Source organism: Martinezella sp. CNPSo 3795 (assembly GCF_057784475.1).
Map to the genome: position 1 here is coordinate 387,465 of NZ_JBXSOQ010000004.1, position 16,010 is coordinate 403,474.

The following is a 16,010-nucleotide window of genomic DNA, read 5'->3' on the forward strand; positions in this document are numbered from 1 at the left end:
ATCTTCTGACGCGCCCGGCCGCTCTCGTAGCTGCTGTCTGATTATTCCGCGAGCGCGACGGCGATCTCGGCGGCCAGGCGCGCATTGTTTTCGACAAGCGCGATGTTGGTCTTGAGGCTGCGGCCTTCGGTAATGTCGAAGATCGTGCTCAGCAGATAGGGCGTAACCGCCTTGCCGCTGATCTCGTCCCGTTCCGCGCTGTCGAGGGCGCGCTCGATGTAGATTTCCATCTCCTCACGCGGGATCTCGTCGGCTTCCGGAACCGGATTGGCGATCAGCATGCCGCCATCGATACCGAGCTGTTCGCGTGTCGTCTGGAAGTTGGCGATCGCAGCGGGGCTGTTCAGCGTCAAAGGGCTCGTGAGCCCGGATGAGCGCGACCAGAAGGCCGGGAATTCCGTGCTGTCGTAGGTGACGACCGGAACACCGCGGGTTTCCAGCACTTCGAGCGTTTTCGGAATATCGAGGATCGCCTTGGCGCCGGCGCAAACGACGATGACGCCGGTGCGGGAAAGCTCTTCAAGATCGGCCGAAATATCGAAGCTCTCTTCGGCACCGCGATGCACGCCGCCGATACCGCCGGTGGCGAAAACCTTGATGCCGGCGCGGGCGGCGGCGATCATCGTGGCGGCGACCGTGGTCGCGCCCGTGCGGCGCTCGGCGATCGCAAAGGCGATGTCGGCGCGCGAAACCTTCATCGCACCTTCCGTCTTAGCGAGGGCTTCCAGCTCTTCCGGCTCAAGGCCGATATGCAGCGTGCCGTGAATGACGGCGATAGTCGCCGGCACAGCGCCTTCCTGCCGGATGATCGCCTCAACGCTGCGGGCCATCTCGATATTGCCCGGATAGGGCATGCCGTGGGTGATGATCGTCGATTCCAGGGCGACGATCGGTGCACCGCGCAGCTTGGCGGCAGCGACTTCCTTCGAATAGGAGATCGGAAGCAGGGGCGAGATAGGCTGGGTCATTGTCGTTTCCAATTCACTGAAACAGTATACGCGTCTTGAGCAGGCTTCATGACAGAATTTCGGCCTCTGGAACAAGGGCCAAAGCCGCCTTTAGCAGCTCGGGAGAGAGATTTTCTGCCGTCGCATAGGGGGACTGGACGGTGATTGCTGCCGCCGCTGCCCCATGACGGACGGCTTCTGCGAGATCGTGGCCGGCCAGCAATGCCGAAAGAACGCCTGACGCCAGCGAATCTCCCGCTCCCGTGACATCGGCAACATCCTCGACAATGGGCGGCTGCAGGCTGACGATGGCATCACGCGAGAATGCGATCAGGGGGCGTTTCCCGCGGGTGACCACGCCATTGCGCAGGCCGAGCGCACGCAAAGCATTTACCCATTCGCGCGGATCCTCCGGACGGATTTCGGTCAGCGCCGCGGCTTCGGCCTCGTTGAGGAACAGGTGATCGATGCCGGCAAGGCTCGGTTTCAGCCGCACGACTTTGGCCGGCGAGATGGCGATAGCAGCGACCGGCTTGCCGCAAAAGACGGCCCTTGCCGCAATTGCGCCTAAGGTTTCGGCTGGCAGATTGGCATCGCAGAGAATAAGGTCGGTTTCTTCGAAGGCGTCTCGAACGGCGCGAATCGCCAGGCGTCTTGGCACGAAGAGCTTGTAGAGCTCCATGTCGGCAAGCGCGATGACGAGATTGCCATCATTCTCAAGGATCGCCGTATAGCTCGGCGTCTTGCGATCGAGGAAAACGAAGGGCTTGTCGTCGATGCCGGCATGGCTTGCGGCTTCCGCCACCATTTCACCGGAGGGATCGCCGCCGCGCGGCGAGATCAGCTTTACGTCGAAGCCGAGGCGGGCAAGATTTCGCGCCGCATTGAAGCCGCCGCCGCCGGGCTCCTCGAACCATGCGCCGGGATTGCTGGCGCCGGGCGCCGTCTCCCCGAAGATGCGGCCGCGCCGGTCGATATGGGCACCGCCAAGAACGAGAATCTTTTTCGCCATAGGGTTATCCTCAGCAGTCGAAAAGGCGAATCGAGCGAGCCGCAAACATCTCGCAATTCACCGTTTCTGGCATGTAAGTGCCTGGGAAGAAAGAAGAAAACAAAAATAGAACGAAATTCATTTTACCTTTTTCTTTCAATCGCTTGTTGTGCCCTTGCGATATGAGAACAAATCGAGTACACAATTCTCATCGGCGGCGACATTGCTAGAGCGGCTTCAATAACCTAAAGGTGGATCGAATGTCTCAGAATTCTTTGCGGCTTGTAGAGGACAAATCGGTGGATAAAAGCAAGGCACTTGAAGCGGCACTCTCTCAAATTGAGCGGTCGTTCGGCAAGGGCTCGATCATGAAACTCGGCTCGAACGAGAACGCGGTCGAAATCGAAACGGTTTCCACCGGCTCTCTGAGCCTCGATATCGCTCTCGGCATTGGCGGCTTGCCGAAGGGGCGCATCATCGAAATCTATGGGCCGGAAAGCTCGGGTAAGACGACGCTGGCGCTGCAGACCATCGCAGAGGCCCAGAAGAAGGGCGGCATTTGCGCCTTTGTGGACGCGGAACATGCGCTCGATCCGGTCTATGCCCGCAAGCTCGGCGTCGACCTGCAAAACCTTCTGATTTCGCAGCCCGATACCGGCGAACAGGCGCTTGAAATCACCGATACGCTGGTGCGCTCCGGGGCCATCGACGTTCTCGTCGTCGACTCCGTTGCGGCATTGACGCCGCGCGCCGAAATCGAAGGCGAGATGGGCGACAGCCTGCCGGGCCTGCAGGCCCGTCTGATGAGCCAGGCGCTGCGCAAGCTCACGGCTTCGATCTCCAAGTCCAACTGCATGGTGATCTTCATCAACCAGATCCGTATGAAGATCGGCGTCATGTTTGGCTCGCCGGAAACGACGACGGGTGGTAACGCGCTGAAGTTCTACGCCTCGGTTCGCCTCGATATCCGCCGCATCGGCGCCGTCAAGGAGCGCGAAGAGGTGATCGGCAACCAGACCCGAGTCAAGGTCGTCAAGAACAAGATGGCGCCCCCCTTCAAGCAGGTCGAGTTCGACATCATGTATGGCGAAGGCGTTTCCAAGACCGGCGAACTGGTCGATCTCGGCGTCAAGGCCGGCATCGTCGAAAAGTCCGGCGCCTGGTTCTCCTATAATAGCCAGCGCCTCGGCCAGGGCCGTGAAAACGCGAAACTCTTCCTGCGCGACAACCCGGATCTCGCCCGTGAAATCGAGTTGTCGCTCCGCCAGAATGCCGGTCTCATCGCCGACCGCTTCCTGCAGAATGGCGGTCCCGATGCCGATGATGGCGACGCCTCCGGGGAATAAGGATTTTCGGGAGAAGTTCCCGACCTGAGACCGAGATTAAGAATTGGAACCGGCCGCATTGTCCAAGGGATGTGCGGCCGGTTTTGTTCGTGCGGCTGGACAGCGCCCGGAGCGGACGATAAAAGCCACTGACTTTGATGCAAGTTGCTGAGCGCAGGACTGAAGGGCCCCATATGAGCGGTGTGAATGAAATCCGGTCGACCTTCCTCGACTATTTTAAGAAAAACGGCCACGAGATCGTGCCGTCGAGCCCGCTGGTGCCGCGCAACGATCCGACATTGATGTTTACCAATGCCGGCATGGTGCAGTTCAAGAACGTGTTCACCGGTCTGGAGCAGCGTCCCTATACGACGGCTTCGACAGCGCAGAAATGCGTTCGCGCCGGCGGCAAGCACAACGACCTCGATAATGTCGGCTATACCGCGCGCCACCACACCTTCTTCGAGATGCTCGGCAACTTCTCCTTCGGCGACTATTTCAAGGAGCGCGCCATCGAGCTTGCCTGGAACCTGATCACCAAGGAATTCGGCCTCGATGCCAAGCGCTTGCTGGTCACAGTCTATCATACCGATGACGACGCCTTTAACCTGTGGAAGAAGATCGCCGGCCTTTCCGACGACCGGATCATCCGCATCGCCACCAGCGACAATTTCTGGGCAATGGGCGATACCGGTCCTTGCGGTCCCTGTTCGGAAATCTTCTACGATCATGGCGATCATATCTGGGGCGGCCCTCCTGGCTCTCCGGAAGAAGACGGCGACCGCTTCATCGAGATCTGGAACCTCGTCTTCATGCAGTTCGAGCAGATCACCAAGGAGCAGCGCGTCGACTTGCCACGCCCGTCGATCGACACCGGCATGGGTCTCGAGCGCGTTGCCGCCGTGCTGCAGGGTAAGCATGACAATTACGACATCGACCTGTTCCGCGCGCTGATCGAAGCCTCGGAAGAGGCAACGGGCGTCAAGGCTGAGGGCGAGCATCGCGCCAGCCATCGCGTCATCGCCGATCATCTGCGTTCCTCCGCCTTCCTGATTGCCGATGGCGTGCTGCCGTCGAACGAAGGCCGCGGCTACGTGCTTCGCCGTATCATGCGCCGCGCCATGCGCCACGCGCAGCTGCTCGGCGCCAAGGAACCGCTGATGTGGAAGCTGCTGCCGGCGCTGATCCAGCAGATGGGCCGCGCCTATCCCGAGCTGGTTCGCGCCGAGGCGCTCACCTCCGAGACGCTGAAGCTCGAAGAAACCCGTTTCCGCAAGACGCTGGAACGTGGCCTGTCGCTGCTCAACGATGCCACTTCGGACCTGCATAAGGGCGACAGCTTGGACGGCGAAACTGCCTTCAAGCTCTACGACACCTATGGTTTCCCGCTCGACCTGACGCAGGACGCGCTGCGCGCCCGCGGCATCGGCGTCGATATTTCCAGCTTCACGGATGCGATGGAGCGCCAGAAGGCTGAAGCGCGCTCGCATTGGACCGGTTCCGGCGACAAGGCGACCGAGACCATCTGGTTCGAGCTCAAGGAAAAGAACGGTGCCACTGAATTCCTGGGTTACGATACGGAATCTGCTGAAGGCGTGATCCAGGCGATCGTCAAGGGCGGTGTTGCAGTCGATAGCGCCTCGGCCGGCGACAAGGTGCAGATCGTCGTCAATCAGACGCCTTTCTACGGCGAATCCGGTGGTCAGATGGGCGATACCGGCGTGATCTCCAGCGACCACGGCAAGCTCGCCGTCAACGACACCCAGAAGAAGGGCGAGGGCCTTTTCGTTCACAGTTCGGAAGTGTCGGAAGGCAAGATCAAGGTCGGCGATGCCGTCGTCCTGACGGTCGATCATAACAGGCGCTCGCGCCTGCGCGCCAATCACTCCGCCACCCATTTGCTGCACGAAGCACTTCGCGAAGTGCTCGGCACCCACGTGGCGCAGAAGGGCTCGCTGGTCGCGCCAGAGCGTCTGCGTTTCGACGTTTCGCATCCCAAGCCGATGTCGGCTGAGGAGTTGAAGGTCGTCGAGGATATGGCCAACGAGATCGTCCTGCAGAACTCGCCGGTTACGACCCGCCTGATGAGCGTCGACGATGCGATCGCGGAAGGTGCGATGGCATTGTTCGGCGAGAAGTATGGCGACGAGGTGCGCGTCGTATCGATGGGGCAGGGCGTGCGTGGGGCCAAGGCCGGCAAGCCCTACTCGGTCGAGCTTTGCGGCGGTACGCATGTCTCGGCCACCGGCCAGATCGGTCTCGTGCGTATTCTCGGCGAAAGCGCAGTTGGTGCCGGCGTACGCCGCATTGAAGCCGTCACCGGTGAATCCGCGCGCGATTATCTCGCCGAACAGGACGATCGCGTGAAGAGCCTCGCCTCGGCGCTGAAGGTCCAGCCGGCCGACGTCGTCTCGCGCGTCGAAGCCTTGATGGACGAGCGCCGCAAGCTGGAACGCGAACTGGCTGACGCCAAGCGCAAGCTTGCCATGGGCGGCGGCCAGGGCGGTTCGGCCGATGCGGTACGGGACGTCAACGGTGTCAAGTTCCTGGGCAAGCCGGTTTCCGGCGTCGACCCCAAGGATCTCAAGGGCATGGCGGATGAAGCCAAGGCAGGTCTCGGTTCTGGCATCGTTGCGCTGATCGGCGTTTCGGATGATGGCAAGGCAAGCGCCGTCGTCGCTGTCACTGAAGATCTAGTCGGCCGCTTCAGCGCCGTCGACCTCGTACGCGTCGCTTCGGCTGCGCTCGGCGGCAAGGGCGGCGGCGGCCGTCCCGACATGGCTCAGGCCGGCGGCCCAGATGGCGCCAAAGCTGATGAAGCCGTTGAGGCGATTGCGGCGGCGCTTGCCGGCTAAGACGCTAATCTCCGATGGATAAACAAGGATGGCGGATGCTTAGGTGTCCGCCATTTTTCTTTGTCCGGACAACTCCGCAGGATTTGTCAAATCGGGTTATGCTCTTGTCGGGCCGATCGAATTTGCAAGAGGTTTAATATGAGTGGCGGCACGGCGTGGACGCTTTACGAGACCCGGCTGCGGCGGGTTTCGGCCTATATCCATGAGCATCTGGATGATGAGCTCGATATGGAAAAGCTCGCCGAGATCGCCTGCATGTCCAGCTATCACTGGCACAGGATCTATCGGGCGATCTATGGCGAGACGGCAGCAGCGACCGTCAAGCGGCTGCGGCTGCATCGCGCCGCCGGCGATCTCGTCAACACCCGTCTATCCGTCAGCGACATTGCAAAGCGGTCGGGCTATCCCAACCTCCAATCGTTCAACCGCATCTTCAGATCCGTCTACGGCATGCCGCCGGCGCGATATCGGAATGAGGGAAGCCATACGATCTTCGAACCCAGTACCCAAGGAAGGATCACGGTTATGTTCGACGTTACGCTTCGCACGATTTCCCGGATGTCACTGATCGGTGTCGCCCATCGCGGCTCCTATATGCAGATCGGTCAGGCATTCGAAACACTCTTCGGCACCATCTTTGCTCGCGGCCTTGCCGCGCCTGACATGCGCATGGTCGGCATCTATCTCGATGATCCCGATGCCGTGGAGGCAGAGAAGCTGCGGTCGTACGCCTGTGTCACCGCCGGTGAAAGCGTAACAGTCGAGGCGCCGCTGGAGCGCCGCTCTCTCGATGGTGGCGAATATGCCGTGCTGCGCCACAAAGGGCCTTACGCAAACATGCATAGGGCATATCAGTGGCTCTATGCACAATGGCTGCCAGCCTCGGGTCGGCAGTTGCGCGATACCGTCATGTTCGAGGAATATATCAACAATCCGCGCGACGTGCCGCCGACGGAGCTTTTGACCGATATCTATATGCCGCTGCAATAGAGGCATATGACTTCGATCGAAGATTTCCTCTTAATGCCTCGTATTGTCAGGCATTGGCCGGCTTCGGCATAGCAGCATTGTCGATATCGTTGCCTCGGCGGTAGGCGTCGCGATCGCTGACCCTGGCCCAATAATCGATGAAGGCTTGGCGCTTCTCAATGGTGCCGAAATTGAGACCCCAGCCGACATGCGAACCGACATAGACGTCGGCGGCCGTAAAGCGGTCGCCTGCTATGAAGGGCGAGGCTGTGACCGCCTGTTCCAATGTATCGAAAACATGGTCCAGACTGCCGCAGCCGGCCATGCGCAGGCGTTCCGTCGGAACTTCAAAGCCGAGGGCGCGGTTGGTCACCGCCATCTCCATCGGGCCGGCGGCAAAGAACATCCAGCGGAAGTAGCGGCCGCGCTCGGCTGCTGTCGGGGCAAGACCTGCCTGCGGGAAGGTTTCCGCCAGATAGGCACAGATGGCCGCACCCTCGGTGACGACCGTATCGCCATGCTTGATGGCGGGAACCTTTCCCATGGGGTTTACGGCCAGATATTCAGGGGCCTTCATCGTCGTGCCAAAGTCGAGATATTCGGTGCGATAGGGCTGGCCGATCTCCTCGAGCATCCAGCGGGCGATGCGTCCGCGCGACATCGGGTTGGTATAGAAAACGAGTTCCTCAGCCATCTGCCTCTCCTTTTTGTTGCGCGCATTCTTGCCACTGCTTAGCCCCGGCGGCAAGATTCCGGGCAAAAGAAAACCCGGCTCTCTGAGGCCGGGTTCCCGTATCTGCTTATGCCGGCAAGGCTTAGGCAGCCATGGCCTTCTTGAGGTTTTCGTCGATCTTGTCGAGGAAAGCGGTGGTCGAAAGCCAAGGCTGATCGGGACCGATCAGCAGCGCCAGGTCCTTGGTCATGTAGCCGGCTTCAACCGTGTCGACGCAAACCTTTTCGAGCGTGGAAGCGAACTTCGCGAGTTCGGCATTATCGTCGAGCTTGGCGCGATGAGCGAGGCCGCGGGTCCAGGCGAAGATCGAGGCGATCGAGTTCGTCGAGGTTTCCTGACCCTTCTGGTGCTGGCGGTAGTGACGTGTCACCGTGCCGTGTGCGGCTTCGGCTTCAACCGTCTTGCCGTCCGGCGTGAGCAGAACGGAGGTCATCAGGCCAAGCGAGCCGAAGCCCTGGGCAACGGTGTCGGACTGGACGTCGCCGTCATAGTTCTTGCAGGCCCAGACATAGCCGCCGGACCATTTCAGGGCGGAGGCAACCATGTCGTCGATCAGGCGGTGTTCGTAGGTGATGCCGGCTTCATCGAACTGAGCCTTGAACTCGTTCTGGTAGACTTCTTCGAAGATGTCCTTGAAGCGGCCGTCATAGGCCTTGAGAATAGTGTTCTTGGTCGAGAGGTAGACCGGCCACTTGCGCATCAGGCCGTACATCATCGAGGCGCGGGCGAATTCGCGGATCGACTCGTCGAGGTTGTACATGGCCATGGCAACGCCGGCGCCCGGAGCGTTGAAGACTTCCTTCTCGATGATCGTGCCGTCTTCGCCAACGAACTTGATGGTCAGCTTGCCCTTGCCGGGGAACTTGAAGTCGGTGGCGCGGTACTGGTCGCCGAAAGCGTGACGGCCAACGACGATCGGCTGCGTCCAGCCCGGAACCAGGCGCGGAACGTTCTTGCAGATGATCGGCTCGCGGAAGATGACGCCGCCGAGAATGTTGCGGATCGTGCCGTTCGGGCTCTTCCACATTTCCTTGAGGTTGAATTCCTTCACGCGGGCTTCGTCCGGCGTGATCGTGGCGCACTTGATGCCGACGCCGTACTTCTTGATGGCGTTGGCGGCGTCAACGGTCACCTGGTCGTTGGTGGCGTCGCGGTTTTCGACCGAGAGGTCATAGTAGTCGATATCGATGTCGAGGTAGGGGAAGATCAGTTTTTCTTTGATGAGCTGCCAGATGATGCGAGTCATTTCGTCGCCATCGAGATCGGCAACGGGATTTGCGACCTTGATCTTCTTCATGCTTCTGCCTCGTTTAAGCTGATGGGACCCGATGGTCCTGTGGGTAATATGAAGTCCCGAGGGCTATAGCACCGCAAGTGCGGAACGCAAAGCCGATAGAGCCTTCGGCATCGCGTTTTTGATCATTCGTGACATCACCCGCTTTTTGCAGTCCGGCCATTGCCAAAGCGATCCATGGGTCTAATGTCGCGCATGTTTTGCCTGCTGCCACGGAATCAAATCATGCAGAAATTTGCCGCCTCCGCACTCGCCTTGACGCTTTTTCAGTTCTCGCTTGGCGCGCATATGGCGCTTGCGGCCGATGCGACGACGCCGGTCAAGGCCATCATGGACGCGACCGTCTCCAACTGGGCGGGCGGCGACAGCGATTGGCAGGATATTTTCGGCGAGGACAAACTCAAGGATATCTATAGCAAGGATTTTGGAGCGAAATACCAGGCGGCGGCGCAATTTCCCGCCGCCGACGAGGATGGTATCTCGCCATTCGACTACGATGTCATCGTCAATGCGCAGGATGCGTGCCCGCTGGAGGACGTGAAGATTGCCGCGCAGCCGCCGAAGAACAATGTGACGGAGGTGCTGGCGACCTTCAAGAAATCGACCTGTATGGGCTCCGACGCCGATTATCAGAAGGTGACCACGGTTCGTTTCGAGGTCATCGAAGAGGGTGGCAGGCCCGTGGTGGACGATATTGTCACCAACGACGACAACGGCAATCCGAGCTCGCTCAAGAGCGTGATGGTGGATCTTGTCAAACAGCAGCAGCAACAGCCGGCAGACCAGACGCAGCAGCCGTCGGATCAGAAGAAGCCCGTCAATCCGGAATAATCGGGCGGGATTCGTTCTGCCATTCAAGCGCAAAAACCTTGCCGATCGGCTGGCGTCTCGCTATTGCGACACCGGAATCAGGACATTGAGCATGATGTCGCCCGAAAACCGCTGACACTTTTCGGCATCATGCTCGAATTAGCGCGATTGGTTTCGCGCGCGGAGATTTAGGCATCATGGCAGGCACGAACAGCGAGCGTCAACTTCTGGCCGAAGGGCCGGCCATTATTCTGGTCGAGCCGCAGATGGGCGAAAATATCGGTATGGTGGCGCGCGCCATGGCGAATTTCGGCCTTGCCGAGTTGCGCCTCGTCAATCCTCGCGACGGGTGGCCGAACGAGAGGGCACAGGCGACGGCCTCCAAGGCGGATCATATTATCGAGGCGACAAAGGTCTATGAGACGCTGGAGCAGGCGATCGCTGATCTCAATTTCGTCTATGCGACAACCGCGCGGGAGCGGGACGGATACAAGCCGGTGCGTTCGCCTGTCATTGCCGCCGAAACGCTCCGTACCAAATTCAAGGCGGGCGAGGGTACGGGCATTCTCTTCGGCAGGGAGCGCTGGGGCCTGACGAACGAGGAAGTGGCGCTGGCCGACGAGATCGTGACCTTTCCCGTCAATCCCGCCTTCGCTTCTTTGAACATCGCGCAGGCCGTGCTGTTGATGTCCTATGAATGGATGAAATCGGGCATGGAGGATCTCGGCGATGTGCCTTTCCAGGCTATCGAGCAGCGGCCTTCGACGAAGGAGCAGCTTTTCGGTCTGTTCGACCAGCTCGAAGAAGCGCTGGATGCGCGCAATTATTTCCATCCTGCCGGGAAAAAGCCGAAAATGGTGGACAATCTCCGCGCCGTCCTCTCGCGCCGGGCCTTCACGGAACAGGAAATCAGCGTCTTGCGCGGGGTGATCTCGTCTCTCGACCGCTTCTCGCGGAAGTCCCCGCGCGGCAGTGGCTCGCATCCCCGATCCTCGAAAGCACCGAAGGAAGCTCCAAGCGATGACAGCAGCGGCGAATGAGCTGAAACCAATACTCGTTTTCGATTCAGGGATCGGCGGTTTGACGGTGTTGCGCGAAGCACGCGTGCTGATGCCGGAGCGGGGTTTCATCTATATCGCCGACGATGCCGCATTTCCCTATGGCAGTTGGGAAGAAGCGGCGCTGAAGGAGCGCATCGTCGATCTCTTCGCACAGCTGCTCGTGCAATATGATCCGGAAGTCTGCATCATCGCCTGCAACACGGCGTTCACGCTGGCCGGAGCCGCTCTTCGTGCCGCCTTTCCGCAGATGACCTTCGTCGGTACCGTGCCAGCGATCAAGCCAGCTGCGGAGCGCACACGTTCAGGCCTCGTTTCGGTGCTGGCGACACCAGGCACTGTGAAGCGCGCCTATACACGCGACCTGATCCAGTCTTTCGCCACGCAATGTCATGTCCGGCTTGTCGGATCGGAAAATCTGGCACGTCTGGCGGAGAGCTATATTCGCGGTGATGCAATTACAGACGAGGCCGTCATGACCGAGATCGATCAGTGCTTCGTCGAGATGGATGGCCGCAAGACCGATATCGTGGTGCTTGCCTGCACGCATTACCCTTTCATGGCGAATATTTTCCGTCGCCTTGCGCCCTGGCCGGTCGATTGGCTCGATCCTGCCGAAGCGATCGCAAGGCGCGCACGCAGCCTGGTGCCGCAGGTGGCCGATGCCGTCCATCCCGATAATCTCGACTTTGCGGTGTTTACCTCCGGGGCACCGGATTTCCCCACGCGCCGGCTGATGCAGGGCTTTGGGCTCAAGGCTTGATCATGAAAGACAAGGTCTCGTTGCGTAAACTCAATCTCGCGGATATGCCGGCGGCTGCCGCCGTTCACCGCGCTTCCTTCAACGAAAGGCTGCCGACGCTTGCCGGGCTTCATACGCCCGAAGAAGATGTTGGCTTCTGGAGTGCCGTCGTTTTCAAAGATTGCCAAATCTGGGGTGCGGAAGAGGGCGGTCGTCTCGTCGGCGTCATCGCCTTTCTCGAGGATTGGATCGACCAACTCTACGTGTTGCCTGAGGCGCAAGGGCGCGGCATCGGCAGCCGGCTTCTCGATATCGCCAAGTCGGCCTATCCGCAGCTCTCGCTCTGGACGTTCCAGAGAAATGAGCCGGCGCGCCGCTTTTACGAGAAGCACGGCTTCTTCGTGGTTGACGAGTCGGATGGGGCAGGCAATGAGGAAAAGGAGCCGGATGTGCTTTACAAGTGGGAGGCACGCTTGCACCGGTTGTAATGCAGGATTGGGCTGAGTGGCGGAATATTGGGAGGGCGATATTTGATGTCTTTTGAGATTGATTGCAGTGTTGTCGGGGCAAGCTATGCGTCTGCGTGAGTGCCATAACTTCCATGATTTTCGCCTTCTCGCGAAGAAGCGTCTTCCCGGTCCGATCTTCAACTATATCGATGGTGCTGCCGACGACGAAGTGACGCTCCGGCGGAACACGACGAGCTTCGAAAGCTGCGATCTCGTGCCCAACGTTCTCCGCGGGGTCAGCGAGATCGACATGTCTGTCACCGTTATGGGACAAAAGCTTGCGACGCCCTTCTATTGCTCGCCGACGGCGCTGCAGCGGCTCTTCCATCATCAGGGCGAGAATGCGGTTGCAGCTGCCGCCTCTTCGCTCGGCACCATGTTCGGCGTCTCCTCGCTCGGCACCGTCAGTCTTGAGGAAATCCGCAAGAAGCATCAGGGACCGCAGGTCTACCAATTCTATTTCCACAGGGATCGCGGCCTGAATCGGGCAATGATGGAGCGGGCGAAGGAAGCTGGCGTCAACGTCATGATGCTGACTGTCGACAGCATTACCGGCGGCAATCGCGAGCGCGATCTTCGCACTGGGTTTTCCATTCCTTTTAAGCTCAATCTGGCCGGGATCACCCAATTCGCCATCAAGCCCGCTTGGGCGCTGAACTACGTGACCCATGAGAAATTCCGCCTGCCTCAGCTGGACGAGCATGTCGATATGAGCGGCGGCGCCATGTCTATCGGCAAGTATTTCACCGAGATGCTCGATCCGTCGATGAACTGGAACGACGTCGCTGAGATGGTGACGCATTGGAACGGACAGTTCTGCCTGAAGGGCATCATGTCGGTCGAGGACGCCAAGCGTGCGGTCGATATCGGATGTACCGGCATCGTGCTGTCGAACCATGGCGGCCGGCAGCTGGATGGCTCGCGCTCGGCATTCGACCAGCTGGCGGAGATCGTCGATGCCGTCGGCCATCGCATCGATGTGATGATGGATGGCGGCGTGCAGCGCGGCACGCATGTGCTGAAGGCTCTGTCGCTCGGCGCCAAGGCCGTTGGCCTCGGCCGCTTCTATCTCTATCCGCTGGCCGCTGCCGGTCAGGCGGGCGTGGAGCGGGCGCTCAGGCATCTGCGCACGGAAGTCGAGCGCGACATGAAGCTGATGGGCTGCACGTCGGTCAGCCAGCTTTCGCGCGCGAACCTGCGCTTCAGGTAGGTCTCGCAATCGCCTGTGGGTTTTTTCAATCCACGGGCGCGAAGCTTGGAAATCTTTGCTAGACGGAGGCGCGTCCTTTCAGAAAGATGGGATGCATCCACATTTGATTCTTGCTCATAGGGGAAGTGCATTGCAAGTCGGCATCGACATGGGAACGGCGTCCGGCGGGACCAGCGCCCAGCTCGATATCGAGGAGCTGCTGGCGACGCGTCTCCTGGTGCAGGGCAATTCCGGCTCCGGAAAATCGCACCTCCTGCGGCGGCTGCTGGAACAGTCGGCGCAATGGGTGCAGCAGGTCATCATCGATCCCGAAGGCGATTTCGTAACGCTGGCCGACAAGTTTGGTCATGTGGTCGTCGACGGCGAGCGTACGGAAGCCGAGCTTGCCGGTATCGCCAACCGTATCCGCCAGCATCGCGTTTCCTGCGTGCTGACACTGGAGGGGCTCGATATCGAGCAGCAGATGCGCGCTGCCGCAGCCTTCCTGAATGGCATGTTCGATGCCGATCGCGAATTCTGGTATCCGGTGCTTGTTGTGGTCGACGAGGCGCAGATGTTTGCGCCTTCGGTCGGCGGCGATGTTTCGGAAGATGCGCGCAAGATGTCGCTCGGCGCCATGACCAATCTGATGTGCCGCGGCCGAAAGCGCGGCCTTGCCGGCGTCATCGCGACGCAGCGGCTTGCGAAGCTTGCCAAGAACGTTGCAGCGGAAGCCTCCAACTTCCTGATGGGCCGTACTTTCCTCGATATCGACATGGCTCGCGCGGCCGACCTTCTCGGCATGGATCGCAGGCAGGCGGAAATGTTCCGCGACCTGAAGCGCGGCAATTTCGTAGCCCTCGGGCCGGCACTCTCGCGCCGGCCGCTGCCGATCACTATCGGCACGGTGGAAACCTCGGCGCGCTCGTCCAGCCCCAAGCTGATGCCGCTGCCGGATGCACCGCAGGATGTCGAAGATCTGATCTTCACGCCGGATCCGGAAGAGTTCACACGGCCCGTTGTCCGCCGTGCCACGCCCGCGCCACGCCCGACGACCGATATTCTGGCAGAGCTTTCCCGCTCCGCGCCGGCGGCAAGCCCGGCATCTTCTGAGCCGAAGGTCAGCCAGCCGGAACTATCGAGCGAGGATCGCGAGGCGAGAGTGAGCGCCGTACTCTCCGAAATCCTCGACGACCCGGCCTCCGGCTTCCGCACGGATTCGGTGCTCTATCAGGAGTTTCTCGTTCGTTTGCGCATGCGCCGCGTTCCCGGCGCGCCGATGAGCCTGTCGGAGTTCCGTCGGCGCGTGGCGATCGTCCGTTCCGGTGCGGACGAAGAGGTCATGGCGACGGACCAATGGGCGACCGCGCTCTCGCTCTCCTCCAGCGTCACCGATGACTTGCAGGGCGTGTTCCTGATGCTAGCGAAAGCCGCCATCAGCGGCGAGCCATGCCCGTCCGACGCCCGCATCGCCCGCGCCTACGGCACCCATTCTGCACGGCGTGCACGGCGACTGCTGAGCTATTTCGAAGAACAGGGCAGCGTCGTCGTCCATACGGATTTCTCGGGCAAGCGTATCGTCGCCTTTCCGGACATGGGCTCGCAGACCGCGCCGGGCGATGCCAATGCGCCCGATCTGGAGGGCGGCGAGCAGGCGGCGGCGGAATAGCTACCGGGTTACGCGTTGCTGCTGATGATATGGAGTGCGGCTTTGCCGTCCTTAACGGCTGAAGTCGATAGGCGCCGGTCGAGCGTTGCCAGTTGGCCTCCATGGAATTTCGCCAATGCCAACAGATAGGTGTCGGTGATCTGTCCAGGAGTCAGAATGCGTGTCGAATCCACCAGAGTATCATCCAGCAGACTGATATCGTCGGCCCAGAATTGGTGACCCGGCAAACGGCGAAGCTGGGCAACAAGAAGCGCGGCCGTCGACGGTGGACCGGGCGAGTTGGGATAGCTCGGCTGACTGAGAATTCGGACAACGCCATTTTCCGTTAACGGGCACGTTGCCCAACTGTCGCCGCCTAGGGAGTGAAACCACTCATGGGCGATATCATGCGATACATGGCTCGGATCGAATAAAGCGATCAGAACATTGACGTCCAACAGAAATGTCACGGAAGCTCGTCACGAAGTTTGTTGACAAGATCGAGCGTAACAGGGGGATTGCCTGTCTTGGGCGTGAGCAACGGAATACCATTCCGCTCCTTTGCCGGCTGTGAGCGGTTTAGCGATCGGCGAGCAAGGTCGGAAATGACATCACCGATGCTGCGGTGCTGCTGCTCTGCCATCGCCTTTGCCGCGGCAAGTACGTCGTCATCAATTGCAAGGGTTGTTCGCATCATTGCACCTTGATCGAGCATCAGTCATCACGCATCAAATATAGCATTTGTTGCTTCATTCTCAACAGCAACCGCGCGGGCTGTTGACATTTTCATGACGACCCCTTACAGACCGCGCCAACGCCGGGCAGAAATGTCCGGTGTTTCATTTGACATGTCCCGTGGCCTCGTCCGTTCGCTAACGTGAGAGGCCTGTCAGAGCTCGAAAACGGAGTTCAGAGGAGGGCGTGTTTCCTTCGCGGTTCG

At 60.1% G+C, this 16,010-nt stretch carries 15 protein-coding genes; 9 read left to right on the forward strand and 6 right to left on the reverse strand.

Going from position 1 to position 16,010, the window contains the following annotated elements:
* Positions 1-41: 41 nt before the first annotated feature.
* Positions 42-968 carry a pseudouridine-5'-phosphate glycosidase gene (locus AC13QY_RS15195; protein WP_095435030.1) on the reverse strand — a complete coding sequence of 309 codons (927 nt, stop codon included), beginning with the start codon at positions 966-968 and terminating at the stop codon, positions 42-44.
* A gap of 46 nt (positions 969-1,014) precedes the next feature.
* A complete protein-coding gene (locus AC13QY_RS15200; RefSeq protein ID WP_488493639.1) occupies positions 1,015-1,959 on the reverse strand; it encodes a carbohydrate kinase family protein in 945 nt (314 codons plus the stop codon).
* Positions 1,960-2,198: 239 nt separating this feature from the next.
* On the opposite strand from AC13QY_RS15200, the gene recA reads away from it, so the two are divergent.
* The 3 genes from recA (at position 2,199) to AC13QY_RS15215 (ending at position 7,108) form a co-directional block, all read left to right on the forward strand.
* A complete protein-coding gene (gene recA / locus AC13QY_RS15205) occupies positions 2,199-3,284 on the forward strand; it encodes a recombinase RecA (protein WP_069613031.1) in 1,086 nt (361 codons plus the stop codon).
* Between the two features lie 173 nt (positions 3,285-3,457).
* On the forward strand, positions 3,458-6,118 hold the full coding sequence (gene alaS / locus AC13QY_RS15210; RefSeq protein ID WP_183811103.1) for an alanine--tRNA ligase: 2,661 nt from the start codon (positions 3,458-3,460) through the stop codon (positions 6,116-6,118).
* 138 nt (positions 6,119-6,256) lie between these two features.
* A complete protein-coding gene (locus AC13QY_RS15215) occupies positions 6,257-7,108 on the forward strand; it encodes an AraC family transcriptional regulator (protein WP_113332600.1) in 852 nt (283 codons plus the stop codon).
* A 46-nt stretch (positions 7,109-7,154) separates the two neighbouring features.
* Here AC13QY_RS15215 and AC13QY_RS15220 read toward each other — a convergent pair whose 3' ends face one another.
* The gene (locus tag AC13QY_RS15220; protein WP_488493640.1) at positions 7,155-7,781 is read right to left on the reverse strand and encodes a glutathione S-transferase family protein; all 627 of its coding nucleotides are present in this window, start codon (positions 7,779-7,781) and stop codon (positions 7,155-7,157) included.
* 121 nt (positions 7,782-7,902) lie between these two features.
* On the reverse strand, positions 7,903-9,117 hold the full coding sequence (locus AC13QY_RS15225; protein WP_113332598.1) for an NADP-dependent isocitrate dehydrogenase: 1,215 nt from the start codon (positions 9,115-9,117) through the stop codon (positions 7,903-7,905).
* A gap of 222 nt (positions 9,118-9,339) precedes the next feature.
* Here AC13QY_RS15225 and AC13QY_RS15230 point away from each other — a divergent pair, with 222 nt between their 5' ends.
* The 6 genes from AC13QY_RS15230 (at position 9,340) to AC13QY_RS15255 (ending at position 15,091) form a co-directional block, all read left to right on the forward strand.
* Positions 9,340-9,945: a hypothetical protein gene (locus AC13QY_RS15230; protein ID WP_488493641.1), complete on the forward strand. Its 606-nt coding sequence runs from the start codon at positions 9,340-9,342 to the stop codon at positions 9,943-9,945.
* 176 nt (positions 9,946-10,121) lie between these two features.
* Positions 10,122-10,964, forward strand: coding sequence for an RNA methyltransferase (locus AC13QY_RS15235; RefSeq protein WP_113332597.1), 843 nt, complete (start codon positions 10,122-10,124; stop codon positions 10,962-10,964).
* Positions 10,945-11,745, forward strand: a complete 801-nt coding sequence (gene murI / locus AC13QY_RS15240) for a glutamate racemase (RefSeq protein ID WP_113355500.1) — start codon at positions 10,945-10,947, stop codon at positions 11,743-11,745. Before AC13QY_RS15235 ends, murI begins: the two co-directional genes overlap by 20 nt.
* Before the next feature lie 2 nt (positions 11,746-11,747).
* On the forward strand, positions 11,748-12,212 hold the full coding sequence (locus AC13QY_RS15245) for a GNAT family N-acetyltransferase (RefSeq protein ID WP_113355503.1): 465 nt from the start codon (positions 11,748-11,750) through the stop codon (positions 12,210-12,212).
* 85 nt (positions 12,213-12,297) lie between these two features.
* The gene (locus AC13QY_RS15250; protein ID WP_113355505.1) at positions 12,298-13,443 is read left to right on the forward strand and encodes an alpha-hydroxy acid oxidase; all 1,146 of its coding nucleotides are present in this window, start codon (positions 12,298-12,300) and stop codon (positions 13,441-13,443) included.
* Between the two features lie 130 nt (positions 13,444-13,573).
* Positions 13,574-15,091, forward strand: a complete 1,518-nt coding sequence (locus tag AC13QY_RS15255; protein ID WP_113396151.1) for an ATP-binding protein — start codon at positions 13,574-13,576, stop codon at positions 15,089-15,091.
* An 8-nt stretch (positions 15,092-15,099) separates the two neighbouring features.
* Here AC13QY_RS15255 and AC13QY_RS15260 read toward each other — a convergent pair whose 3' ends face one another.
* Positions 15,100-15,540 (reverse strand): TA system VapC family ribonuclease toxin, encoded by a 441-nt coding sequence (locus tag AC13QY_RS15260; protein ID WP_113355510.1) that lies wholly within the window; start codon positions 15,538-15,540, stop codon positions 15,100-15,102.
* Entirely contained in the window at positions 15,537-15,764 is a 228-nt protein-coding gene (locus AC13QY_RS15265) for a CopG family transcriptional regulator (RefSeq protein ID WP_069613201.1), read from the reverse strand. The genes AC13QY_RS15260 and AC13QY_RS15265 overlap by 4 nt, the downstream gene beginning before the upstream one ends.
* Between the last annotated feature and the right edge of the window lie 246 nt (positions 15,765-16,010).